The following is a 25,923-nucleotide window of genomic DNA, read 5'->3' on the forward strand; positions in this document are numbered from 1 at the left end:
TGGGCTACGCCTTTAAAGTCAGCCGCTACTCTACTCGTGCCAGCTGATCAAAACGCCCGCCATCAACAAAGAATGTCGCCATAATCTGCTCCCAAGAGTCGAAGACCGTCACAGGATCAAAGGTATTGATGGCAGGCAAGGTGTCTTTGTGAGCAGCTAGAATTTTTTTATCACTGGGCCGTAAATACATGTTTGCCATAAGCGTTTGTGCAGGCTCATCCCACAAGCCTTTTAGGTAGGTAGTTGCGGCTACAGTCTTGCCATCTTGATCAGTGGTCGTAGCGACTACCGCCACAGGATTATTAATCAAAATAGAATAGCTTGGATAGACAATATCGACTTGTCCTTGGGCAAATTGCTTGGCAGCCAAATGGGCTTCATTTTCAGTTGTAATCAGCACATCGCCCAAGCTGCGCTGAGTAAAACTGGTGGTTGCTGCACGCGCGCCATTGTCATAAGTGACCACGTTTGCCAGTACTTGTTTGATAAAATCATCGGTTTTGGTATGGTTTTGTGGGTTTTCTTTAAAATGATGCAGGCCATAACCATACGCCCCCAAAAATGCGTAGCGCGCAGTCCCGCTGGTTTTCGGGTTTGGTATGACCACATCAACATCACTGCGCGCTAAGTCTGTCCAATCTTTGATATTTTTTGGATTGCCATCACGCACCAATAGCACCATGGTACTGGTATAGGGTACCGCATTGTTTGGTAAGGCTTGTTGCCAGTCGGTGGCAACCAAGCCCTTTTCGACCAGTAGGTTCATATCGCTTTCTTGGTTAAAGGTCACCACATCCGCTTGCAAGCCATTCGCCACAGACATTGCCTGTTTGCTTGAGCCACCGTGCGACTGCTTGATATCTACCTTACTACCCGGATTTTTTTGCTGATAGTCCTGACTAAAAAGGGCGTTATAGTCTTTATAAAAATCACGCGACACATCATACGAGACATTTAATAAGCTGATGTTTTGCTGCTCGTGTACTGTCGTTGACCCATCTTGTTGTGAAGCGTCGTTAGAGCTACAGCCAATCGCGAGTACTGACATTGCCAGAACGCCACTTATGCTCAGCCTGCGTGTTTCAGTCATTTTTTTAGTGATGGGTTGCATAAATGTTCTCAATAAAGTTAACAGAACCACTTTTTCAAAATACCGATAAAGGTATAAAACCGATAACGCCTTGATTGCGACTCTATGAATGATGAGAACTATGCTAGCAGCTTGTTTGTCAAAGGCTTAATGATGAATCCGCTTATCGAGTGGTTAACTTGGCATAAGTAACTTTGTTATTTATGCCCTATCGTGATTACTAGAGGCCGTTAAATCAAACTCAGTAAATCCGTCTAAGAGGATTCTGTGGGGACAAAGCGCCCTCGAACCTGTATTTTCAATAAAAAAAGGGATCAGACGATAAGCCTAATCCCTTTTTACTTCTTATTTACTTCTGAATATGTCGTCAGTGCCTATACTCTTATACTGCCGAGGCGCCGGTTAACTTCACCTCAGCACGTTCCTCGCGAGCGATACCAGCATAATACTGGCGCAAAATCTCCAACACTTCCGGACGGCTAAAGTTATCTGGTACGTCTTCATCTTCTGATAGCGCCTTGCGCAACTTCGTTCCTGACACTTTGACGTGCTCAGAGGCCTCATGCGGACAAGTTTTATCAGATGCCATGGCGTTACAGGCATTACACCAAAACGTCCAGCCAATTTTTAATGGTTGGGTAATCAAATCGTCTTTACCAACATAGTCAAAGATAGTTTGCGCGTCAAAAGCGCCATAGTAATCGCCAACGCCAGCATGGTCGCGGCCAACAATCAGATGGCTACAACCATAGTTTTGGCGAAAGACTGCGTGCAATAGCGCTTCGCGTGGTCCAGCATAACGCATGTCTAATGGATAGCCTGCCTGAATGACGGTATCTTGTCTAAAGTAGTTGTCAATCAGGGTTTTAATCGCTTCTTGGCGCACTTCCGCTGGAATATCACCGGGTTTTAGCGCCCCTAACAATGAGTGTATCAGCACCCCATCACAAATCTCGATGGCAATTTTGGCTAAGTATTCGTGTGAGCGATGCATTGGGTTGCGAGTTTGGAAGGCTGCAACTGTTTTCCAGCCTTTGGCATCCAAAATCTCACGCGTCTCAGCAGGAGTTTTATAAATCTCTGGATACAAGGTTGGGAACTCGCCTTCACTTAACACCTCAACACTGCCTGCGACATTGATGTCACCTTGGTTCAACACTTGCTGTACACCTGGATGCTCTGCGTCTGTCGTTGTGAATACTTGCTGACATTCGTGCTCTTTATCAATGGTATAAGTTTCTTCAACCGTTAAAATCCCCATCACCTCGCCATCTTTTGCCACCAAGGCCACTTTGTCACCTTGGCTCAAACTGTCAGCAGTTGCCTTAGGCGCAGATAAAGTGATAGGAATGGGCCAAAACAAGCCCGCGTTGTCACCACTTTGCAAGCGCATGTTATCTACCACGCCTTGCCAGTCGGCTTGATTCATAAAACCGTTCAATGGGGTAAAACCACCGATACCAAACATAATCAAATCACCACGCTCACGAGAGCTTAGGGTGATGGTCGGCAATGTGCGGGCAAGTTTTAGCGCTTGGATACGTGCCTCACCACTTAACAACAGTGGTTTTAGCTCGTTGCTGCCATGCGGGGAAACAAGTTTTGATGTGGTCTGATTCATATGGATTTTAAAACCTCAAGAAAGGAATGGACGGGAAAATTAAGCAACAACGTAAGAGGACGCCATGAGCGGATGGTTAGCGCGCAAGCGATCATACGTTCAAGTTAGGTGTTAAATTCGATAAGCATAGGCTACCTAACTTTCTTTATGAAAATTTATGCTGTGTTTGGATATGGATATGTCTGAAAGGAATTTATGTTTCAAGTCTCAAGCTTATATGATGGTAAGCTGAATTATTCATCATGCGATTGGCAATAAAACCTATTACACACGCAAATCATTATCAATGCTGCCTTTAAGCTTAAAAACAAAATTGAGATTACGTCATGTATCAATATAATTACGCTGACCAAACCTTAGTAGAGGAACGTGTCGCCCAATTTCGCGACCAAACGGAACGGTTTTTGGCCGGTGAGCTGCCAGAAGAACAGTTTTTGCCGCTACGTCTACAAAATGGTCTTTACATTCAGCGTTATGCGCCGATGTTGCGCATTGCGATTCCTTATGGCCTTTTTGCAAGTTATCAATTGCGTAAGTTGGCAGAAATCACGCGCAAGTATGATAAAGGTTACGGGCACTTTACCACTCGTACCAACATTCAGCTGAATTGGCCAAAACTTGAAGAAGTGCCAGACATCTTGGCAGAGCTGGCCTCAGTACAGATGCACGCAATTCAGACCTCAGGCAACTGTATTCGTAATACCACGACTGACCCTTATGCTGGTATTCACCAAGAAGAAATTGCCGATCCGCGTCCTTATTGCGAGATTATTCGTCAATGGTCAACCTTTCATCCTGAGTTTGCTTTTTTGCCGCGTAAATTTAAGATCGCGGTGGTTGGTACTGCCAATGACCGCGCAGCCACTCAGGTACATGATGTCGGCCTACATGTAAAAACCAATGACGAAGGCGAGCTTGGTTTTGAAGTGTTGGTGGGTGGCGGGCTTGGTCGTACGCCTGTGATTGGTAAAGTGATTAATGAGTTTTTGCCGCGTCGTCATCTGCTGAGTTACTTAGACGCTATTTTGCGCGTTTATAACTTACACGGTCGCCGTGATAATAAGTACAAGGCTCGTATCAAGATATTGGTTGACAGCATGGGCGGGCCTGCCTTCGCTAAATTGGTCGATGCTGAATGGCAAGCCCATACCAAAGACGGCCCCCTTACCTTAACCGATGCCAATTTTGCCACTGCCAGCAGCTTCTTCACCGAGCCTGACTACCTGACCTTTGATGCGCTCCAAACGCAGAGCGAGTTGCAACAACAACTTGATGGCGATAAAGACTTTGCCAATTGGTATCACCAAAACACGGTGGCACATAAAGTTGCGGGTTATCGCGCTGTGGTGATTTCCCTAAAAGCGGGACTGGTGGACGGTCGCTACGTGCCATCAGGTGATTTGAGCGAATCACAAATGGATGCACTTGCTGATCTTGCCGACAAATACAGTTTTAGTGAATTGCGTGGTACCTATCAGCAAAACTTGGTATTTGCGGATGTGCAAACCAATCAGCTTTACGAATTATGGCAACAGCTGTCTGAGCTGCATTTAGCTCGTGCCAATATCAACACGCTCACAGACATGATTGTCTGCCCAGGCTGGGACTATTGCTCACTGGCCAATGCCACCACCCATAACATCGCTGAGCAAATCGAAAAACAGTTTGATGATCTCGACTACCTTTATGACTTGGGTGAGATTCGCCTTAATATGTCTGGCTGTATGAACGCCTGTGCCCACCACCATACGGGTGACATTGGTATCCTGGGAGTCGATAAAAAGGGCGAGCACTGGTATCAGATCAGCCTTGGCGGTAACTCCAGCAATGATGCCAAAATCGGCAAGATATTGGGCAAAGCGGTGCCAGCCACCGATGTGGCAATTACGCTACAAAAGATATTAGATGTCTATTTAGAACAGCGCGTCAGCAATGATCATGAGGTAGAACGCTTTGGTGATTTGGTCGATCGTGTCGGCATTGCACCCTTTAAGGAGAAGGTCTATGGGTAATCATCATGTATTAAACAGTGCAGGCGCCGATATCAGTCAAAACGATACATGGTTGGCGCTTCACACCCATGAGTTGCCAGACGGTATTGCCCTGTCTCATATCACTTTGCTTGAGCTACTACACAAACAAGAAAAACGTGAGATCGTACTACCGCTTACTGACTTATTAGATACAGAAGGTCAGCTCGCTGGCGGACTATTACAAGAGGTACGTGAGTTAGTCAGCCAGCATGCCAGTCGTATGGGCGTTTGGGTGACGTCCGATAGCGATACAGAGGCACTGGTTGGTTTGTCAGAATTTTTATTACAGCAAGATTTGATTGTTATTCATGTGCCAGCTTTTACCGATGGACGCGGCTTTAGTTATGCCCAAACCCTACGCCACATTGGCTACCAAGGGGAGATTCGCATGGCAGGCAAGTTTGGGCGTGACCAGATTGCTTACTTACTGCGGGCGGGTGTCGACAGCTTTGTGCTCAGCGAGCACGACATGCAGTCTATCTCTGACATCACTCAAGCATTTAATGCGCTTGCCAGCAGCTATGACGGCCGAGACGCCGCCGCGTTACCGATGTTTTCGGGTGCTTAATATTATGACCACACCTATTTTAGTTTAGCCATTTTTACCCTAACCACCATTAAGGAACGTATCATGAGTCAGTTACATCCCAACCTAGATATCGATCAAGCCAACCAAGACCTACAAGGCAAGTCGCCCGAAGAAATCGTTGCTTGGGCATTAACACAAGCGAAAAACCCAATTATTACAACCAACTTCCGTCCTTACGAGTCAGCGATATTGCATTTGGTTGCCAAGCAGCGTCCTGATATCACCGTACTGTGGGTGGATTCAGGCTACAACACCGATGCCACCTATCAATTTGCCAATAAGGTTATCCGTGACTTGAATTTAAATGTGATCACGTACATTCCTAAGCAGACGGCGGCGCATCGTGACGCGACCATGAACGGTATCCCAGGCATTGATAACCCGCAGCATGACGAGTTTACGGATCAAGTCAAGCTTGAGCCGTTCCGCCGTGCCCTAGATGAATTAAAACCTGACGTTTGGTTCAACGCCATCCGCAAAGATCAAACCGAGTTCCGTCAAGGCCTTGACGTGCTTAGCCTATCAAAAGATGGCGTATTAAAAGTCGCGCCATTGTTTGAGAAAACAGATGCGGATCTAGATGTTTATCTAGAAGAGCATGACTTGCCAAATGAGTTTGATTACTTTGATCCGACGAAAGTAGAAGAAAGTCGTGAGTGTGGTTTGCACACACAGCTGTAGATAAATACCGAATAAAAAGCAGTGTGAAGAAAAAAGAAGCGATGATTCTCATATCATCGCTTCTTTTTTGCGTTAATTACGTCGTTTGAGGCTGTTGAGGTTGCTTGATAAGGGCGCGCTACAATAAGCTATTATTAGCTGACTCATGGCACGCTCCCTGCTTTTTCGCCTTGTTTTAACGTTTTTTTAACGTTTTATCGTCGCCCATTGAGGTATTCTATGGTTTGTTTTCGGGGTTTGCGTATCACTGCCTACCCCTTAACGCTAAATCAGGAATGTTTTGACGCATTCATCAATACGGATATCTGTTATGCCCTCTCTAAAAAAGATCGATTCACTCTATGAAAAGCTTCATGATAAATTTCCGCAAGTCGGCAAAGCCGCCTCTTTTTTGACTGGTACTGGCGTCCTCACCGCCAATAGTATGGGGGTGGGTCTACCCATCTGGACGTTGGGGGCGGCTAAAATGTTGACCGGATCAAAGCACGCTGATAAGGCCCTAATTGCGATTACCAAATACTGGATCAATAGTAATAATGCCGTGATTGACCATGTACTACCGCATAAAGACTGGCGTATTTCCTTGCCTGACGACCTTAGCGAAGACAAACAATACCTACTGATAAGTAACCATCAGTCTTGGGTCGATACCAGTATCGTACAATACATCAGCCAAGACCGATTGCCTTTAACGCGGTTCTTCACTAAATTTAACCTGATCTACATTCCCGTCATTGGCCAAGCCTTTTACTTCTTAGACTTTCCGATGATTAAACGCTTCTCTCCCAAAGCAATGGCAAAGAATTCTGACCTTAAAAAGCAAAATTTGATTGAGGCCAAGCGTGCCTGCCGTCAGTTAAAAAACAAACCTTTTGCCCTCCTCAACTATCTAGAAGGGACGCGCTTTACGTCAGAAAAACACGACCAGCAAAACTCACCTTATCAGCACTTGTTAAAACCACGAGCGGGCGGTTTGTCGTTAGCGATTAACGCATTAGGCGATCAGTTGGACTCAATTTTAGACATCACTATTGTGTACCCAGATGGCACGCCTGACTATGATGATTTATGGAAAGGCAATATTCGCCGTTTGGGCGTCGATGTAACCCGTCTGAAGATACCCGATGCGTTATTCGCTGCGATCATGGATGGCGGTTATGACCGCGATGAAGCCACTAAAAAAATGATGTTTGATTGGTTAGAGGATATCTGGCAACAAAAAGATGCCCGCATTACCAAAATGCTGAATGAGTTTGAGTAAGCTTTTGTTATACGGTTAAAGATCGTTTATTGGTTTTTTGCGAAAATGCGTACACTATTCTGCCCGCATCCCCTCAATAGTGTATGCATTAATCAAGTCAAACTACAAAATGAAACGCGCGCATCCCCTCAATAGTGTATGCATTAATCAAGTCAAACTACAAAATGAAACGCGCGCATCCCCTCAATAGTGTATGCATTAATCAAGTCAAACTACAAAATGAAACGCGCGCAATCGATGTATCTTCAACAATCAATGATGGCTCATTGATAATAACTGCCATCTTTAGCACCTAGCTATCTGCGTAGTCTCTTTACTCCTTTTCTCTTTAACACTTACTTATCTATTCCTTTTCCCATCAAAAACTGTCATTATCATGACAAAAACGAATATGCTAATGCCAATTCACTACGTGAGAGTGCCTCTGCAATCCCTCATAATGGCGGCATCTTTTAAATAAAATAAATGGTGACACTATGAACACCTTCCCGCTGTTTTTTAAACTAGAAGAGCGCAAAGTACTTATCGTGGGGGGCGGTGAAGTGGCGCTACGTAAAGCTGACTTACTCAGCCGTGCGGGTGCGTGTATTACTGTGCTAGCGCCATGTATTAGCGATGAGATACAAGCATTATTAAGCCCCAACAAATACGAGGCCAAGCATGAACTGATTTATGAAAACTATAATAAAGCGTATATGTCAGGGGCGCGCGTTATCATCGCTGCCACTGACGATGAGGCGCTGAACCATCAAGTTCATGCCGATGCCAGCGCGCTGAATATTCCAGTAAACGTCGTCGATACCCCTCATTTATGCGATTTTATTTTTCCCGCGATTATAGATCGTAATCCGATCGTGATTGGTATCTCATCCAACGGCAAAGCGCCCGTACTCGCCCGTCTACTGCGGGCGCGTCTTGAGACGTTGATTCCACAAGGCTATGGCAAGCTAGCCAAGCTGGCTGGCGAGTTTCGTGCTGAAGTAAAAACCAAAATACCTACCCTGACCGGACGTCGGCAATTTTGGGAGCGTGCATTTGAAGGGCAAGTCAGTCAGCTGATGTTTGCCGGTAATGAGAATGAAGCGGCCGCGCAACTGCAAGTCGACTTAGATCGGACAGCAGCAGCCATACGTGAAAAAAGCGCGGCTGAGCAGACAGCGACTATCCCGGTTAACTCTGACGACACAAGAGAAGCGCAAACCGCGATAGGCGAAGTTTATATCGTTGGTGCAGGCCCTGGTGACCCAGAGCTCCTCACGTTTAAGGCGCTACGATTGATGCAACAAGCGGATATTGTCTACTATGATGCCTTGGTATCGCCCCAAGTGTTAGACTTGTGCCGCCGTGATGCCGATAAAGTGTTTGTCGGTAAAAAACGCAGCAATCATGCAGTGGCACAGCTCGGTATCAATGAATTACTGATCAACAGCGCCAAAAAAGGTCGCCGTGTGGTACGTTTAAAGGGCGGCGATCCCTTTATTTTTGGCCGCGGCGGCGAAGAGATTGAGAGCCTACAAGCGCACGGTATCCCTTATCAAGTGGTGCCTGGTATCACCGCTGCCAACGCTGCCGCAAGTTATGCTGGCATCCCCCTAACCCACCGCGATCATTCGCAGTCGGTACGCTTTGTTACGGGCTTTTTAAAGGCGGGGGCGCCCAATAACAACTTTAAAAGCTTTTTGAATACCGATGAAACCGTGGTGTTTTATATGGGCCTGCATTCACTAGCACGGTTGACCGAAGGGTTGATTGATGCTGGGCGCACTGCTGAGACACCCATCGCAATCGTCTCTAACGCTAGCATGTCCAATCAGCAAGTATTGACCGGAACCCTTGCAACGATAGTCGCCAAGCAAGAGCAAGCACAGCTGCCAACGCCGGCCTTACTGATCATGGGGGATGTGGTCAGCTTACACCACGATTTGTCTTGGTATAATCGGTCCAATCAAAACAGTGATGACACAGCGGATAACTGGCTACGTGAAGGATCCTTTGTTATTAATAAAGACACGAAACCGTTGGCGCGCCAGCAAGCGCATGCGCTATCTATGGTGGCTAATATTTCGGCACCGTAAAAAAATGGGTTGGCAGTAGTGGATAATAAAAAACTGTCACGATTCACTTGTCAAACATTCTAAAAGCTCTGCCAATTTATTGGCAGAGCTTTTTTCACGTATAGCAACAGAGCAAACCACAAAAATTCTTGCTAGAATGAAAGCTTTCTACTAAATGCCAATAAGCGCAACTATGTCCACACCTACTGTTTCTAACACGCTCCCTACTAACCCTTTAACCATTTTGCATACCTCTGATTGGCATTTGGGTCGTAGGCTGTATGGCCGTATGCGTTATGAGGAGTTTGAGGCTTTTCTTAATTGGTTATACGACACCATATGCACACAGCAAGTAGATGTGCTCATCGTCGCTGGTGATATCTTTGATACTATGACCCCAAGTAACAGAGCACAGGCGCTGTACTATGAATTTTTGGGGCGGGTATCTCGGTCTTGCTGTGAGCATATTGTCATCGTCGCGGGTAATCACGACTCGCCGACTTTTTTAGATGCGCCAAGCAATGTACTAAAATTTCTAAACGTCCATGTTATCGGCACGGCCTGTGACGATTTAAACGATGAAGTGTTGGTGCTCAATGATACCAGTGGCGCACCACATTGCATCATTGCCGCTGTACCCTACCTTCGTGATCGTGACGTGCGTAGCAGTCAGGCTGGCGAGTCTGCCGATAGCAAAGACGCTAATGTCATCAAAGGCATTCGCGCCCACTATGATCATGTCGCAAACATTGCCAAAGCCAAGCAAACAGCGTTCGTCAAATCACATCAACGTCACGTGCCCATCATCGCGACAGGTCACTTATTTGCAGCGGGCGGCAAGACCACGGAGGATGATGGCGTACGCGATCTTTATGTTGGCTCACTTGGACAAGTGTCGGCCGAGATGTTCGATGAGGGCTTTGACTATGTCGCACTGGGACACTTACACGTACCACAACGTGTCGGTGGTCGTGAGCGCATCCGCTATTCAGGATCACCCATTGCGATGGGTTTTGGCGAGGCGCGGCAGCAAAAGCAGGTTCTTATCATAAAGTTTGGCGAAGCATTGGATGCCAATGATGTGACAACCCCGTGCCTACCCGCTCAAACCACAGTCAAATCTATTAAAAAATCTGCAAAAAAACTCAGCCATCAAGAAAATGATTTGATAGATGACTTGTTTGGTTTTGTGGAAGTAGAAAACATGAATGAGCGTGGTGACTTAAAAGATTTGGATACGAGCATACCGCATGTTAACGATGCTAAGACCATGCAAATTTCCTCCCTCGCTATTCCTTGTTTTCAAAAACTGGCCCAGATTACAGGCGACCTCACCACTATCGCAGAAGCCATCAAATCTCTGGGTAGCACTGAGCCTGTTTGGTTAGAAGTCATCTATGATGGTGATGAAATTATTCATGAACTGCGCGAAGAAATCCATGCCATGATAGAAGGGCTGCCCTGTGAAGTCTTAAAAATTAAAAACACCCGCACTTATAACAAGGTTCTCAATCAAGAACAAACCTCAGAGGATTTACAAGATTTAAATGAGATGGAAGTGTTTGATCACTGCCTAGAGATGAATGGCATTGCCACCATCCAAAAAGCCTCACTGCGCAACGCCTATCAGCAGATACTCCATGATATCTATCACGATGACAGTCAAGCTGAATAAATAACGGCCAATTTATTGGCTGTCTCAGCCTAAACGTCTAACATAAGCCATCAACCAAACCTATAAAGATCTAAAAATGCGCCTAATTGAACTAAGACTCAAAAACCTCAACTCTCTTAAAGGCGAATGGCATATCGACTTTAGTGATGCCGCTTTTACCAACGAAGGTATTTTTGCCATTACGGGGCAAACAGGCGCCGGCAAGACCACGATTTTGGATGCGGTATGTCTGGCATTATATGGCGAGACGCCGCGAATCAATAGCATCAGCAAAAGTAGCAATGAGGTGATGACACGGCAAACGGCAGAGTGTTTCGCTGAGGTGGTGATTGATTTAAATGGTGTACAGTATCGTTGCCGTTGGGGCCAGCGCCGCGCTTACAATAAATCTGATGGCAACTTGCAAGATGCGACGCATGAGATCGCCTTAATCAAACCCCCAGCTCACGACTCAGATAAAACCGCTGGCGATGAGATACTAGAAAGCAAACTCTCACGCACCAAAGATAAAATTGTCTCACTGACCCGGATGGACTTTCAGCAGTTCACCCGCTCCATCTTGCTCGCCCAAGGCAGCTTTTCAGCATTTTTAAAGGCCAAAGCTGACGAGCGCGCGGATATCTTAGAAAAAATCACTGGTACGGATATCTACGCGACGATATCGACCCACGTCTTTGAAAAAAAACGCGCTGAAGAAGACATCTTAAGCAAGTTGCAGTTTGGCTTAGAGGGTTTAACCCTCCTAACAGCAGAGGAAGAGGCTGCTATTAGCGAACAACTCTCTGGCTATCAATCCGCCCAATCCGCGAAACAACGACACTATCAGGACTTGGGGAAACAGATACATTGGCTGGATACTGTGGCAGAGTTAGAAAAAAACGTCAGGTATTACCAAGATGAGCTGACCCTTGCCACCCAAGCGCAGACAGACTTTATGCCTGATGCCAAACGCCTGATGGCCGCCAACAAAGCCCTAGAAATGGATAGTCAGTACAGCCAACTTATCCATAACCGTGATACCGTCAAGCGTTTGCAAGATGAGCGACAAAAGACAAACCAGCAACTACCACAGCAAAAACAACGTCTGGTGCAGGCCTCGAGCACTTTAACAGCAGCTGTCACGCGTGTGCAGGACGCGACTCACGAGCTACAAACGGCCTTACCCAAGATCAAGAAAGCACGTGAGCTTGATGCAGACATTGCGCAGCATACGTACACCTTAAACAATACTCAGAAAAATCAACAAACCCTCACCACCAGAACCCAAAGCTTACGAAAAGAAATAGCCTGTCACACCCAAGAGCTAGTGCAAAACAAAACCCAGCTGACACGCGTAACGCAGTATCTTAATGACGCAAGCGCACTGAGTGGTATCGATAGCGACATTGCCGACTTTAAGAGTCATTGCAGTCGTCTAAAAGCACTGCTACAAGATAATGCTGCCCTAGCAAAGGACAATGCACATCAGCAAAATCAGATCAACCAGTCTCGAACCAATCTTGATATCTTGCAGAAACAGCAAGAGGTAAAAAATACGGCAAAAGCAGCCATGCAGGATGAGCTGACGGCACTGCGCAAAGAGCAAACCGCATTAATCCAGAGCCAGTCATTGGTTGACATGCGAGATGAGCAAGAGCAAATCGATTATCTCAACAGCCAAATTGAGCAAATGCGTGCTAAGAGGCTCCAGTTCAATGAGCTTAGTACCCAAGTCGCACAGATAAACGGTGTTCTACCATTGCTACACAACGAGCTAGCAAAAATTTCTGGCACCATTGCCGACAAAGAATCAACCATCAAGGACGCTAAAGACAAGCGTCAAGACAAACAAACCCAGCTTCATTTACAACAAAAGGTCGCCACGTTAGAAGACTATATCGCTGATTTAAAAGACGGGCATCCCTGCCCGCTTTGCGGTGCGCGCGAGCATCCTTATAGCGCCAAGCATCCCCATTTAACACAAGAGACTGAATCTACTCAGACGCAGCGACAAATAACAGCGCTGGATGCGACTATAGCGGATTTAGACCATGCTCTATCCGAGCTGCACATTAATCAGGCAAAAAAACAAATCCAGTTTGAGCAACGCCAAGAGCAGCAGATCCTGCTAGGTGAGCAAATACAACAATTAAATGCTGATATCAGCCAATTAATCACCTCAGCCTTAAGCAAAAAAGACTCTCCATCTACTGCTGCACTGGTACAACCGTTGGCGCAGATGGACACAAATACAGTCACCCTATCCTTGCTAGATAGCACGAGAGATAAGCTTGTGACCCGTAGAGAGTATCTAAAAAGTACGTTGACTCACTATGAGGCGCTTAACGATGCACTCACCACGATTCGACAAACGATAGAGGATATAGAGAAAGAGCAATATACGCTGGCAAGGGACATTGATGAGATTGAAGCCAATATAAAGTTCAGCTCATTGACGATAGAAAATATAAACAAAAAATCTCATGATAATTTCGCTGTATTAAAAACCCTTAAAAACGACATATTGCAGCTGCTAAGCACATACTCAGCTAGTAAGTATCAGTCAGACTCGATCACAGCGATACGCACTTTACAGCACGCACTACAACCGTTGATAGCAAGTATTGAGACTCAAACCATACTCAGCGATGGTGATGCTCAGGCTCATATTGAAACACTGCGTCAGCATCACAGCGCCCTTTTACAGTTGAAAAATCAGTTTAACGATAAAAAAGAAGAAGAACAAACGCTAAAGACAGAACGTGGGCGCATAGAAATACAAATCGAAACCAAACAGAGTCAACTAGATAAAAATGAGGATGAGCTGAATAATCTGGCTCAATTAGTGATAGAAAATACCGAAGCGCTTGAAAAATCAACCGTAGATAGAGAGCATGTCTTTACTGATAAAAACCCTGAAGCAGAAGAGACACGATTACGGACTGTGCTTGAGCGGGCAACTGCTGAGCACATCACGGCGCAAAGACAGCTGGATAACACTGAGCATACCCTCAAACAGCTACAGCAAACACAGCAGCAACTGAGCGAACAACTGAGCGACATGGCCACTGCTCTTGATACCCAACAACGCGTTTTTAACGCCGCACTAATCGCCTCCGATTTTGCTGATGAATCAGAGTTTGTCAGTGCTCGCCTGCCCACCGCAGAGCGCCATCGCTTGACTGAGCAGCAGCAGCAAATAATTGATAGGCTAAAGCAAGCGCAATCTTTATTGAGTAAGACTAGGCAAAGTCTGCTGGAAAAACAGGCCGAACCGTTAACCCACAAAGATAAAGAAACGCTGATTGAAGAGCAGCAGCAAGTACAAAATGAGCGGCATCGCCTGCTTGAGTCCATCGGCGCCATGAGTCAGCAGATAAAAGACAACGAAGAGAAAAAAGGCAGTCAACAGGCCACGCTACAAGCCATCGCTCAGCAAAAAGAAACCCTTCAGGTCTGGCGACAGCTCAATGAGTTGATAGGCTCCAGTAGTGGTAAGAAATATCGTACCTTTGCCCAAGGTTTGACCTTTGATATTATGGTGAAGCATGCCAACGCGCAGCTGCACAAAATGAGTGATCGCTACCTGCTCATCCGTGATGACAATAGTCCACTTGAGCTCAATGTTATCGACAACTATCAAGGCGGCGAGATTCGCAGTACCAAAAACCTCTCTGGCGGCGAAGGATTTATTATTAGCTTGGCCTTAGCGCTTGGGCTCTCGCAGATGGCCAGTCAAAATATTCGTGTGGATTCGCTATTTTTGGATGAAGGGTTTGGTACTCTTGATGAGGAGTCTCTTGATATTGCGCTTGATACCTTAACCAGCCTGCAACAAGAAGGAAAATTGATTGGGGTCATCTCTCACGTACAAGCCTTAAAAGAGCGTATCTTAACCCAAATTAGGGTCGATAAACTCTCTGGCGGTTTTAGTCAAATTAGTGGTCAAGGCTGCCGTAGGGTGTCCAGTTAGACTAAACAATAAGTGGTGTGGCACGAACAACAAGGAGTCAGCGATGACTAAAAAACCCAATAACGCTATCAGCTTATTTGTCTTATCTGTGTTTTCGGTGGCTGTCTTCAGTTCAGCTCACGCTACTGTCAACTGTGCCGGTTACTTACCCTCTAGTTATTTTCAGCGTATCGAATCGAATAAAAAATTGACAGGCAAATTGATCGAACAAACAGATGGCACGCAGCAGCTACAAAACGCCGATGGCAAAGTCATTATAGAGGGTCTCACCAATGCTCATATAGTGATGGATAAATATGTGTTAGGGCAGCGGCTTGATCCCAATGACAACAGCCATGGCGCAAACTACGGTGTCGTCAATACTGCTGGCAAGACAATCGTGCCTTTTAAGTATGATGATATCCAAACACAACCGGATATTGCTACCAGCTTTATTGTGAGTGTCAATACAGAGAATGGCTCTGTCAAACAAGGTATTATCAATCGTCATGGTGAGTGGGTATACCCGCTAACCGATGCTCATATTCAGCACGCGCATTACGATTCTCACTACGATCAAGATTATTTTATAGTGACTCATTCTAGCGAAAAGTTAAGTGATCAAAGACAGACTGGGCTGCTTGATGACCGAGGTTATTGGGCAATTATGCCGCAGTATGATGCGATTCTTCCTCTCAATGCTTGTACTGGTCAGCTGTTGTATATGCAAGTAAATTTGCAAAATAAGAGTGCGCTTATTGACCAAAACAACGATATCATCATCCCATTTGCACCCAATCAGCATATAGAGTCTTTTAATAATGCCACCAGTCCATTACTTTTCCTACGTAGTACGTTAATGACTGGCAGTACGGCACGGCGACGGGAATGAGTGAAGACATTCAAGATGAGATTATCAGTGCTCAAATCATCGATGCCAGTGGCAAACGGCTTATTGCTTCGGAATCACCGATCAGGAAGCTGCTGTATCATCAGCTTTATACCTATAAGCAAGCTGGAAAATACGGTCTACTTAATGATCAAGGCGATGTCGTTCTAAAACCACAATTTGATAGCTATCGTGATGAAGGAGAACAGGTCCGGTTCGAGGAAAACGGTAAGCTTATCCCTTTAGAGCGTTTATTGGATTAAACGCAGCGTTTTTGCTTTATCGCACCCTACCCTTTCTTGTTTTTACTTTTATTAGACAACAAAAAACCACCGTTAATACATAACGGTGGTTTTTTTACATACATAAACTTATATATTTATTTTTACTCAGTGTTCACTTTTACTTAGTCACTAGACCACTGAGCTCACTCATGAGTACGGACAGCGTTGAGAGGCTAACTTGACTGTTTTCATCATTACTATGAAGGTCATCAAGTTTGTGCATCTCGCTCTCTACCGATGCCAACTGATCTAAATGGCGTGAACGCCATTCACTAAACGCTTGCTTCGCATCTGGTTTTGACAGAACTGCATCCATCAGTAGACGCAAGCTACGTGATAACTCATTCACGAGTGCATGGCGTGCACGGCGATCCCAATAGTCTTGCTGCGGTAAGCTTGCAATATTTTCCATCATCCAGTCTAGTTGCAATACTTGATACGCTTCAAAATATAACGTTGCAATCTCATCGACAGGACGCTCATATTGCTCGGCCAAAATGGCCGCATCAAGTGCATCAACATGATATGGCAGCATAGCAAACAACGCCGCATCCGTGTTAGACAGCGCTTTGTCCATCAGGCTTGTGGTGTCTTCTTGTAGATACTGAGCAAATTGCTGCTCAATAAAACCGCCTGCTTTGGTGAGTTTTTCTACACTATTACTAAAGCGGCCAATCATATCAGTGACTTGCAAATCTTGACCAAAGGCATTGATAAACCAAACGATACCACGCTCAAGCGCATCACGCAGACGTAGCTCAAGCGTTAACAGTAACTTAGCATCGACTTGGTTGTCCAGCGCTTCTAGGGTCTTCCAAGCTTTTGAGACATTAAAGACATCACGGCTGATTGCATAACCCCGAATAATGGTTGCCAATGATTGATCTGTTTCCTCAAAAAGGCGGAACAACGCTTCAATACCTAAGCGGTTGACCACACTGTTGGTTAAATAGGTACTGATGATTTCACGATGCAAACGGTGCTCAGTCATCTCATCAAAGAAGCGTGAGGCCAGCTCATCAGGGAAGTACTTACGCAGCTCGTTGATGAAGTACGGATCATCTGGCAGGTCAGACAACAGCAAGTTGTCATAAACCCACATCTTACCATAAGCCATGACGACGGCTAACTCAGGATTGGTCAGACCAGTATCCACTTTTTGACGTTTGACAATTTCTTCGTCTGATGGTAGATACTCGATTGCACGGTCAAGACGGCCTTCACTTTCTAACATCTGAATGAAACGTTGATGTTCGCTCAAATTTGCGGAGGCAAGAAGCTGGCTCAGCTCAATCGCTTGTGGTTGTAAGTAGTTCTGGCGTAACACGAGCTCGGCCACAGTGTCAGTCATGCTTTCTAACAGCTCATTACGCTGTTTTAAAGTCATATCACCTTGTTCGACGACTTTACCAAGCAAGATTTTGATGTTGACTTCGTGATCTGAGCAGTTAACGCCGCCTGAATTATCGATAGCATCGGTGTAAATACGGCCACCTTTTTGGGCGTATTCGATACGTCCTTGCTGGGTAAAACCTAAGTTGCCGCCTTCACCAACGACAGCTGCACGTAGCTCATTGCCATCGACACGTAGCGCATCATTCGCACGGTCACCGACATCGGCATGAGTTTCGTTAACGCTTTTGACATAGGTGCCAATACCGCCATTCCAGATCAGATCAACAGGTGCCCGCAGTAAGGCACTGATCAAATCGTTGGGTGCAAGGCTGTCCTCATTAATATCAAACAGTGCTTTCATTTCCGCACTGATCGGGATGGTTTTGTCTTGACGAGAAAATATACCACCGCCTTGACTGATCAAGGACGCTTCATAATCTGCCCATGACGAGCGTGGCAGCTCGAACAAGCGGGCGCGCTCGGCATATGAGGATGCCGTGTCTGGATTGGGATCGATAAAGATATGTAGATGGTTAAAGGCTGCAACCAGCTTGATGTGGTTTGAGAGCAACATGCCATTACCGAACACATCACCGCTCATATCCCCAATACCAACCACGGTAAAGTCATCACGGTTTTGAATGTCCATACCGCGCATACGGAAATGACGCTTAACAGACTCCCAACCACCACGTGCGGTGATACCCATTGCTTTATGGTCGTAGCCTACCGAACCACCTGAAGCAAAGGCATCATCTAGCCAAAAATTGTACTCTGCCGCCAAGGCGTTGGCGATATCAGAGAAAGTGGCTGTCCCTTTATCAGCAGCAACCACTAAGTACGGATCGTCTTCATCATGGCGTACCGTATTGGCTGGCGGGACAATATTGCCGTCGACAATATTATCGGTAATATCAAGCATACCGCGTAAGAACGTCTGATAGCAGGCGATACCCTCGGCTTGGAATGCTTCGCGGCCATCTGCCATGGTTTTATTTTTGACAATAAAGCCGCCTTTTGAACCCACAGGGACAATGACTGCATTTTTGACCATCTGTGCTTTGACCAAACCCAGCACTTCGGTACGGAAGTCTTCCATACGATCTGACCAGCGCAGGCCACCACGCGCGACTTTACCACCCCGTAAATGGACGGCTTCAACACGCGGTGAATAAACAAATATCTCAAACATGGGTTTGGGCAGTGGTAGGTTTGGAATGTCTGCTGCCAAGAATTTAAACGACAAACGATCTTTACGTCGACCATTGCTATCAGTTTGATAGAAGTTTGTGCGTACCATGGCGTTGATTAAGTCTAAATACCAGCGCAAAATACGGTCTTCATCTAAACTATCGACGTCTGCAAGTGCCGCGGTAATCTGCTCGTAGATTTGCGCCGTTTTCTCTGTGCGTTCGTCTTCACTGTGTTTAGGGTTCATACGCGCATCAAACAAACGGCCTAGGGCCACACTAATATCGCTATTTTTTACGACAGTTTGTTGAATGTAAGTACTAGAGAACGGTGCTTTTGCTTGCATCATATAGCGTGATAATGCCCGTAGCACCACCACATCATACGTATCTAGATTAGTCGTCAATACCAGCTCATTAAAGGAGTCGCTTTCGACCTGTCCTGCCCAAATCTGCTTGAGACTGTCTTCAAACTGACCCCGCACCACTTGCATGTTGACGGTATCGACATGCTCTAACGTCAGCTCATACTCTTGCATCCAAATAGGCTGTTCTGGTAGGTCAAACTCGTAAGTTTGGGCTGAGATGACCGATACGCCGAAGTTTTCGAGAATTGGCAGTACTTTGGACAAGATCACAGGTTGTTCACGACCATACAGTTTTAGATGTAGCTGATTGCTCGCGTCTCCTGTCGATTGGTACAAGTGCCAAATCATCGGCTGCTCTGCTGTCAGTCCAGCCAAGCGTTTGGTGTCTTCAACGGCGGTACGGGCATCAAAACGCTCTTGATACGCCGCAGGAATATAATTTAAAAAGCGACGGTTCAAAGCGTTGGCTTGCTGCTCACCCACGTTGTCGAGCAACACTTTTTGGTAGCTATCGCTCCACGATTGCATAAGTGCAGACAGCTTGGCTTCAAGCGTGGCTGTATTAACGTCTTTTACTTGCCCTGGCACCGTACGGACGTGAACATGAACACGAGCATGAGCAGATTCATTAAATTCAGTGGTAAAGCCAGATGATGTGCCGCCATAAGCTTCTTTTAGCACATTCTGTACTTTGATACGCAGTTCAGTATTGAACTTGTCGCGCGGAATATAAACCAAGCACGAGACAAAACGCTGATAGTGATCGATACGGCTGAACAGACGCAAGCTCTTTTTGTCTTGTAATTGACTAATGCCAGACACGATAGGATACAGCTCTTCAACGCTGGCTTGAAATAGATCATCACGTGGCAAGGTATTGATGACGTGCATCAGTTTATGGTGGGCATGACCATCACGTGGTAATTCGGCCATCATCATAATCTGGTTGGCTTTTTCACGTAATAGCGGTATTTGCTGCACGGTAAGTTGATACGCTTGTGACGTCAGCAGACCAATAAATCGATATTCACCGACCAGCTTGCCGTTGTCATCAAATTTATGAATACCCAAAAAATCCATATATACAGGACGGTGTACTGGCGATACGCGGCTTGATTTAGAGAGCATCAACACGCGCGGCTCAGTCAATAGCTGCTTTAACACTTTAGGCAGTTGGCTAAAGCTCTCTGACAATTTATCTTCTTCAGCCCCGCGTAATAACCCAAGGCCACTATTGCCAATAGCAAATAAATCTAAATCCGCAGGTTCGCCATTGACATCCACCTCAACCGGCAGGCCGCCTTCTAATCTATATTCACGGTAACCCAAGAATATAAAATGATCGTCTAATATCCAATCTAAAAACGCTTGGATCTCCTGCTGGGAGTAAAATACTTCGGGCAGCGGTTTTTTTGATAGCTCCGTTTTAATGTCGGTCAGCTGCGCACGCATCTGTTTCCAATCACCAACGACGGTATCGAGTGTCGCAATTTTGGCCAACAGCATTTGTTGTAGCGCCTCCAAGTCATCATTGTCTTGGTAAGCGATTTCACAGTGAATCAATGAAAAATGAGAGGTGGCACTTTCATGTGCGCCTTCGATATGAGTAATGTTCCCATCATCATTACGCTCAACGCTGACAATGATGTTGTAAGTACGATGCACATCGATGCCTTCCGCTTCAAGGCTCATCAAAATCGTATCAACTAAAAACGGTCTGTCATATGCCACAATTTGAATCACGGTGTGCGAGCTGTGAAAATGTTGTTCTTCTGCTTTTGGATTTAGCACAGACAACTGCGGCTTACTGCCATCATAGGCTTTGAGGAGCGTAAAATGATGGAGCGCCATACCTGCTAAGTCAGCATTACTGATTGTTTTTGCCGTCTCTTGGTGTAGCGGCTGGTAATAACTATGAATAAAATGGTCAAACAACGATTTGTCTTTTTGTACATAACTGGTAGCAATATCGCTTATCTGGCTGATGCGCTCTTTTGCGATACTGAGAGAGTTTGGCATGTCCTTCGTCCTTTTTTACAGGTTTGGTTTATCATGTATTTATTCGATTTTATTAATCTGTATTATCTGCTAATACCGCATGAATGTGTTTCATATTATTGATGCGGGAAAGCAATCAATCCATTTACGTAAATTATTCTATTTTTTTTTGCTTTTTGAAGTTTTTCTCCTTATTTTACTCTTATATTTTAAGAATATTTAGCAATCAGGATTTAATACCATTAATCTAGTGAAGTTTAACGCACCTAAGGCGCGAGCTAAAGCGTACAACATCATTTCATGAATCAGCAACATGCCGATAACATTTACTAATGAGACAGGCATTTAGCTTGACAGGTTATTAACTGCTGGCGGGTGGATACTCATGGCAATCGTCATGAATTTTTTGTTAGAATACGCGGGTGCATTTAAGAGTGTGTGACTTACTTACTATTAACTTTAACGCTAAGGGCAAGACGTATGATGAATATTTTGGTGATTGGTTCAGGTGGTCGTGAACACGCACTAGCATGGCAGTGTGCAAAAGATGACCACGTAAAAAATGTCTACGTTGCGCCGGGTAATGCTGGTACTGCCCTTGAACCTAAATGCCAAAACATTGTGTTAGCGTCTAGCCAAGATAACGCCAATGAACATAGTGCGGTTATCGAATTTTGTCAAAACAATGCTATTGATATGGTCATCGTGGGACCAGAAGCGCCTTTAGTCACGGGTATTGTCGATGCTTGCCGTGACGCTGGTATTAAAGCGTGGGGGCCAACGGCGTATTGTGCTCAGTTAGAAGGCTCAAAGACCTTTGCCAAAGAATTTATGGCACAAAACAACATTCCAACGGCGGCTTACCAGGGTTTTACGGATGCGGCGGCGGCCAAAGCGTATATCGATGAGCAAGGCGCCCCAATCGTTATCAAGGCAGATGGGCTTGCGGCGGGTAAAGGCGTCATCGTTGCAGAGACTGTCAAACAAGCGTATGACGCAATTGATGATATGCTTGCAGATAACAAATTTGGTGATGCTGGTAGCCGTGTGGTTATCGAGCAGTTCTTACAGGGTGAGGAAGCGAGCTTCATTTGTATGATCGATGGTGAAAACATCTTACCCATGGCGACCAGTCAAGATCACAAACGTGCCTTTGAAGGGGATACAGGACCGAACACGGGCGGTATGGGTGCCTACTCTCCTGCACCAGTCGTGACGCAAGAGGTTCATAACAAAGTAATGACACAAGTGATCCAGCCAGTGGTTGATGCGATGCAAGCGTCAGGTCACCCTTATACGGGATTTTTATATGCAGGTTTGATGATTGATCAGGCAGGTGATCCTTATGTTATTGAATTCAACTGCCGCTTTGGTGATCCAGAGACACAACCTATTTTGATGCGTTTGCAGTCGTCGATGGTAGATTTGGTCGCCCAAGGGCTGGCAGGTCAATTGCCTAGTAGTGCCAAATGGGATACGCGCCCTGCTCTTGGTATCGTCGTTGCCTCAAAGGGTTATCCAGAAACCTCATCAAAAGGTGATGTCATTGCTGGCTTGCCAGAACTTGATACCAGTCACGCCAACGCTGTTAAAGTATTCCATGCTGGCACCGCATTTTCTGATAGTAGCGCCGTAGATAGTGAGCAGGAAGTAGTCACTAATGGTGGACGGGTGTTATGCGTGACGGCCCTAGCAGACAATATTTCTGATGCTCAACAAGCCGCACTAGCCGTCACAGGAGCAATCAGTTTTGATGGTGCGCAGTATCGTCGTGATATCGGACATCATGCCATTGCTCGTGAAAATGCTTAACAAACTGTGATTCATTCGGCTGATTAAGCGGTTAGTGTGCCTCAACTGTATTTCTAAATAATTCTGACCTTATGGTGTTTGACCTAGCTTGATGCTAGGTCTTATTTTTTGGTGACGCTTTTTAGGTCATTTTATGTACCACCAATCTTCTGACTGCTGCCTTTTTTAACAACCCCTACGGATATATATACATAGTTGCCTCACTCGTGTGAGCGTCAAAGCACCTATTAATGGTAATCACTTAACAATTGTATATTTAATATCTAGCAATACTCAAATGCATACCATGGCTTACAAAGTAACTGCTATCAGCCAGCTTAGGCTCATCAACCAAATGGGCTTTATATGGTACAATTTTGTACTTGTACATCGCATCTCCCTTGTATTGTAGGTTTCGAACCCGCAAATCAATAGCAACTGGATGAATGATTATATTTATGGCAAATGATACGTCTAAACCTTCTAGCAACAAGCAGTCAATTGATAATTTAAAAACCTCAGGATTTGAGCGTCGAATGTCGATTGCCAAAACCTCCCTGAATATTGGTCGTCGTTGGGCGGGTAATAGTGTGTCTGGTATGTTCTTAAATAAAGAGGCACGTACCGCGCGTAATCAGGCATTTATGGAAGCACAGGCTAATTATCTTGCATCAGAGCTTGGTAAGTTGAAAGGTTCAGTCGTAAAGATTGGCCAAATGCTGGCGATTTATGGTGAACACATCTTGCCACCTGAAATCACACGTGCTCTGCAAACGCTAAATGATGACACAGCGACATTATCATGGCCGACAATTGAGTTAACGTTACGCGAGTTGTTGGGTGAAAAGTTAAATGAGCTGGATGTTGACCCTACCCCTATTGGAACCGCCTCCCTTGCCCAAGTCCATCGTGCCACAGTCATTGCAACTGGCGAACAAGTTGTACTAAAGATTCAATATCCAGGTGTCGCAGATGCTATTAACTCGGATCTTGCGCTGTTTAAACAGCTGTTAAAAGTCAGCAACATCGTTCCACAAACCCGTTCGCTTGATGCTTGGTTTGAAGAGATACGTGACCTACTCCATCATGAAGTCGACTACGAAGCAGAAGCGATGACCACAGAGCGCTTTTATGACCGTTTGAGTCATGATCCTCGTTATGTGGTTCCTAAGATTAATCGTACTTATTCAAAAAAACGCTTACTATGTATGTCTTATGAACCAGGTATTACCGTGGTCTCTGAGGCGCTGCAACTATTGCCTCATGAACGCCGTAATGCGATCGGGCAAGCTGCCATTGAAGTCATGATGAAAGAAATTTTCGTTTGGGGTGAGATGCAAACGGATCCAAATTTTGGTAACTATCTGGTTCGTGTTAGTGACAGTGATGATGGTATTGATAAATTAGTGTTGTTAGATTTTGGTGCTATCCGTGAGTTTGATAATCATTTATTAACCATCGCTCATGGTTTGCTAAAGGCGGGCTACCGTCATGACCATCAAGCCATGAAGCTTGCAATGAGAGGCTATGACTTTTTTGATAGTATGAGTGAAAAAGTCCGCTCTGACATTGCTTCGTTATTTTTGTTAGCCACTGAACCCTTCAGTGATCCCGCGACAAATCTAAATATTCCTGCTGATTGTTTGGATAAAAACAATCGTTATATTTGGGCAAATAGTAAATTGCATTCACGCCTTTCCTCTGCGGCTACCCGAGCGATGCAGTCTTTTGAGTTCAATCTTCCGCCAAAAGAGTTTATGTTTATCAGCCGTAAGTTTATCGGTGCATATACTTTTTTGACGGTATTAGATGCATATACTGATTCTAATAAGTTGGTAAAACCTTATTTATAATGATGTTCACTGAGCGATTTTTTGACCGCCTTTTAGGGGCGGTCTTATTCTTTATTAAATTTTTTGCTTAGGCTATTTTATATTTATAGGAATCTTATATGGTCTTATTGTTTATTGTAAACATTACTTAGGCCAATTTTTCAACTTACAATACAGTCTGCCAGTCATCAAATCTCGTTTTATAACCTTCTGGCTTATGCATATTAAGCTCCCAGCATGCTTCTCCACGCGCCAAATACTTCACTTCAAAATGCGTCCGCTGGCTATCATCTGGCACTCGCTGCCGCGTATTTGGTAACCCCCAAACCTTAGTTGCTTGCTGCTCAGCATTGTCCAAATACGCTTCAATATTGGTTACTAGTGTCACTTCACCGTCTACTTGTAAGCGTGACAATAAGAACTCAAAAAAAGGCATATTTAACCACTGTTGATTCGGGTTTTGCTGTTCAGGGTTGGGATAAAGGATAAAAATTTTAGCCACACTGCTAGGCGCGATAGCATGAACAATCCAGGCAATTGCATCAGCATGAATGGCATCTAGATTGGATGAATTTTGCCGTGTCGCCAATTTTGAGAAAGCCTCAAACTTATTACGCGTACGCTCAATAGCAATCAGATGTTTATCAGGGTTTTGTACTGCAAAGCCAAGAGCATGCTTGCCCTTCCCTGCACCAATCTCTACCACCAAAGGCACATTGTCTTTATTTTTACCGATGATGCTTGGCGTGATAAAGTCACGCGGTGCCGAGAGCTTCTCTGGTTGAAATGCACGCTTTTGCTGGTGCGTAAGCTCGCTATTGTCTGTCATCTACTGTCCTTAAAGTTTTTGTCTTTTGCCATTATTCAGCCCATGCTATTATATAGTCAATCCACCTCAATAGTAATATAGCGATCGCGGCTACCCTGTTATCTATCGTCATTTAGACAAGGAGGGACAAGCCATACCAACGCTATTCGCTGGTCACACCAATTGTTCAAGCAACCTTAAGGATACGCTCACCCCTATTATGACTGACTCTACCCCCAATACCTCACCCAAAACCTATCCTTGTCCACGTTGCGGCACTCAGACAGCATGGCAGGACAATAAATATAAACCATTCTGTAGTAGTCAATGCAAACTTATTGACTTAGGCGCGTGGGCAAATGAAGACTACACGTTACCTGCTGAGACCACCCCCTTCTCTGACGAACTATAACCCATACTTTTAATTGATCTA

At 45.2% G+C, this 25,923-nt stretch carries 16 protein-coding genes; 12 read left to right on the forward strand and 4 right to left on the reverse strand.

Annotated features, from left to right (window positions below):
- Positions 1–25 precede the first annotated feature (25 nt).
- Positions 26–1,111, reverse strand: coding sequence for a sulfate ABC transporter substrate-binding protein (locus DVY93_RS07655; protein ID WP_230710094.1), 1,086 nt, complete (start codon positions 1,109–1,111; stop codon positions 26–28).
- Positions 1,112–1,472: 361 nt separating this feature from the next.
- The gene (gene sat, locus DVY93_RS07660; protein ID WP_230710096.1) at positions 1,473–2,711 is read right to left on the reverse strand and encodes a sulfate adenylyltransferase; all 1,239 of its coding nucleotides are present in this window, start codon (positions 2,709–2,711) and stop codon (positions 1,473–1,475) included.
- 326 nt (positions 2,712–3,037) lie between these two features.
- Between sat and DVY93_RS07665 the strand changes: the two genes are divergently transcribed.
- The 9 genes from DVY93_RS07665 to DVY93_RS07705 all read left to right on the forward strand — a co-directional run bounded on the left by DVY93_RS07665 (position 3,038) and on the right by DVY93_RS07705 (position 16,087).
- Complete coding sequence (locus DVY93_RS07665; protein WP_198333595.1) at positions 3,038–4,723, forward strand: nitrite/sulfite reductase; 1,686 nt, start codon at positions 3,038–3,040, stop codon at positions 4,721–4,723.
- Positions 4,716–5,312, forward strand: coding sequence for a DUF934 domain-containing protein (locus DVY93_RS07670; protein WP_193005020.1), 597 nt, complete (start codon positions 4,716–4,718; stop codon positions 5,310–5,312). The genes DVY93_RS07665 and DVY93_RS07670 overlap by 8 nt, the downstream gene beginning before the upstream one ends.
- Before the next feature lie 63 nt (positions 5,313–5,375).
- Complete coding sequence (locus tag DVY93_RS07675; RefSeq protein ID WP_193005021.1) at positions 5,376–6,014, forward strand: phosphoadenosine phosphosulfate reductase domain-containing protein; 639 nt, start codon at positions 5,376–5,378, stop codon at positions 6,012–6,014.
- Between the two features lie 310 nt (positions 6,015–6,324).
- Complete coding sequence (locus DVY93_RS07680; RefSeq protein WP_230710097.1) at positions 6,325–7,275, forward strand: acetyltransferase; 951 nt, start codon at positions 6,325–6,327, stop codon at positions 7,273–7,275.
- 476 nt (positions 7,276–7,751) lie between these two features.
- The gene (gene cysG / locus DVY93_RS07685) at positions 7,752–9,350 is read left to right on the forward strand and encodes a siroheme synthase CysG (RefSeq protein ID WP_230710100.1); all 1,599 of its coding nucleotides are present in this window, start codon (positions 7,752–7,754) and stop codon (positions 9,348–9,350) included.
- Between the two features lie 172 nt (positions 9,351–9,522).
- Entirely contained in the window at positions 9,523–11,004 is a 1,482-nt protein-coding gene (locus DVY93_RS07690; protein WP_230710101.1) for an exonuclease SbcCD subunit D C-terminal domain-containing protein, read from the forward strand.
- Between the two features lie 76 nt (positions 11,005–11,080).
- Positions 11,081–14,956 carry an AAA family ATPase gene (locus DVY93_RS07695; protein WP_230710104.1) on the forward strand — a complete coding sequence of 1,292 codons (3,876 nt, stop codon included), beginning with the start codon at positions 11,081–11,083 and terminating at the stop codon, positions 14,954–14,956.
- Between the two features lie 43 nt (positions 14,957–14,999).
- On the forward strand, positions 15,000–15,827 hold the full coding sequence (locus DVY93_RS07700; RefSeq protein WP_230710106.1) for a WG repeat-containing protein: 828 nt from the start codon (positions 15,000–15,002) through the stop codon (positions 15,825–15,827).
- Positions 15,824–16,087, forward strand: a complete 264-nt coding sequence (locus DVY93_RS07705) for a WG repeat-containing protein (protein WP_230710108.1) — start codon at positions 15,824–15,826, stop codon at positions 16,085–16,087. The genes DVY93_RS07700 and DVY93_RS07705 overlap by 4 nt, the downstream gene beginning before the upstream one ends.
- 139 nt (positions 16,088–16,226) lie before the next feature.
- Here the strand turns inward: DVY93_RS07705 and DVY93_RS07710 are convergent, their stop codons facing one another.
- The gene (locus tag DVY93_RS07710) at positions 16,227–21,080 is read right to left on the reverse strand and encodes an NAD-glutamate dehydrogenase (RefSeq protein ID WP_230710111.1); all 4,854 of its coding nucleotides are present in this window, start codon (positions 21,078–21,080) and stop codon (positions 16,227–16,229) included.
- A gap of 462 nt (positions 21,081–21,542) precedes the next feature.
- On the opposite strand from DVY93_RS07710, the gene purD reads away from it, so the two are divergent.
- Complete coding sequence (purD, locus tag DVY93_RS07715; protein ID WP_230710145.1) at positions 21,543–22,871, forward strand: phosphoribosylamine--glycine ligase; 1,329 nt, start codon at positions 21,543–21,545, stop codon at positions 22,869–22,871.
- 437 nt (positions 22,872–23,308) lie between these two features.
- Positions 23,309–24,703, forward strand: a complete 1,395-nt coding sequence (locus DVY93_RS07720; RefSeq protein ID WP_230710112.1) for an ABC1 kinase family protein — start codon at positions 23,309–23,311, stop codon at positions 24,701–24,703.
- Between the two features lie 145 nt (positions 24,704–24,848).
- On the opposite strand, the gene DVY93_RS07725 is transcribed toward DVY93_RS07720, so the two are convergent.
- The gene (locus tag DVY93_RS07725; protein WP_193005033.1) at positions 24,849–25,511 is read right to left on the reverse strand and encodes an SAM-dependent methyltransferase; all 663 of its coding nucleotides are present in this window, start codon (positions 25,509–25,511) and stop codon (positions 24,849–24,851) included.
- A gap of 199 nt (positions 25,512–25,710) precedes the next feature.
- Between DVY93_RS07725 and DVY93_RS07730 the strand changes: the two genes are divergently transcribed.
- A complete protein-coding gene (locus DVY93_RS07730) occupies positions 25,711–25,902 on the forward strand; it encodes a DNA gyrase inhibitor YacG (RefSeq protein ID WP_193005035.1) in 192 nt (63 codons plus the stop codon).
- The last annotated feature ends 21 nt before the right edge of the window (positions 25,903–25,923 follow it).

The sequence above is a fragment of the Psychrobacter sp. CCUG 69069 genome (genome assembly GCF_021023115.1).
Lineage (GTDB): Bacteria > Pseudomonadota > Gammaproteobacteria > Pseudomonadales > Moraxellaceae > Psychrobacter > Psychrobacter namhaensis.

Coding starts and splice junctions, on each gene's coding strand:
- DVY93_RS07655 (WP_230710094.1), bottom strand. CDS start 1,111: ATGCAACCCATCACTAAAAAAATGACTGAAACACGCAGGCTGAGCATA.
- sat (WP_230710096.1), bottom strand. CDS start 2,711: ATGAATCAGACCACATCAAAACTTGTTTCCCCGCATGGCAGCAACGAG.
- DVY93_RS07665 (WP_198333595.1), top strand. CDS start 3,038: ATGTATCAATATAATTACGCTGACCAAACCTTAGTAGAGGAACGTGTC.
- DVY93_RS07670 (WP_193005020.1), top strand. CDS start 4,716: ATGGGTAATCATCATGTATTAAACAGTGCAGGCGCCGATATCAGTCAA.
- DVY93_RS07675 (WP_193005021.1), top strand. CDS start 5,376: ATGAGTCAGTTACATCCCAACCTAGATATCGATCAAGCCAACCAAGAC.
- DVY93_RS07680 (WP_230710097.1), top strand. CDS start 6,325: ATGCCCTCTCTAAAAAAGATCGATTCACTCTATGAAAAGCTTCATGAT.
- cysG (WP_230710100.1), top strand. CDS start 7,752: ATGAACACCTTCCCGCTGTTTTTTAAACTAGAAGAGCGCAAAGTACTT.
- DVY93_RS07690 (WP_230710101.1), top strand. CDS start 9,523: ATGTCCACACCTACTGTTTCTAACACGCTCCCTACTAACCCTTTAACC.
- DVY93_RS07695 (WP_230710104.1), top strand. CDS start 11,081: ATGCGCCTAATTGAACTAAGACTCAAAAACCTCAACTCTCTTAAAGGC.
- DVY93_RS07700 (WP_230710106.1), top strand. CDS start 15,000: ATGACTAAAAAACCCAATAACGCTATCAGCTTATTTGTCTTATCTGTG.
- DVY93_RS07705 (WP_230710108.1), top strand. CDS start 15,824: ATGAGTGAAGACATTCAAGATGAGATTATCAGTGCTCAAATCATCGAT.
- DVY93_RS07710 (WP_230710111.1), bottom strand. CDS start 21,080: ATGCCAAACTCTCTCAGTATCGCAAAAGAGCGCATCAGCCAGATAAGC.
- purD (WP_230710145.1), top strand. CDS start 21,543: ATGAATATTTTGGTGATTGGTTCAGGTGGTCGTGAACACGCACTAGCA.
- DVY93_RS07720 (WP_230710112.1), top strand. CDS start 23,309: ATGGCAAATGATACGTCTAAACCTTCTAGCAACAAGCAGTCAATTGAT.
- DVY93_RS07725 (WP_193005033.1), bottom strand. CDS start 25,511: ATGACAGACAATAGCGAGCTTACGCACCAGCAAAAGCGTGCATTTCAA.
- DVY93_RS07730 (WP_193005035.1), top strand. CDS start 25,711: ATGACTGACTCTACCCCCAATACCTCACCCAAAACCTATCCTTGTCCA.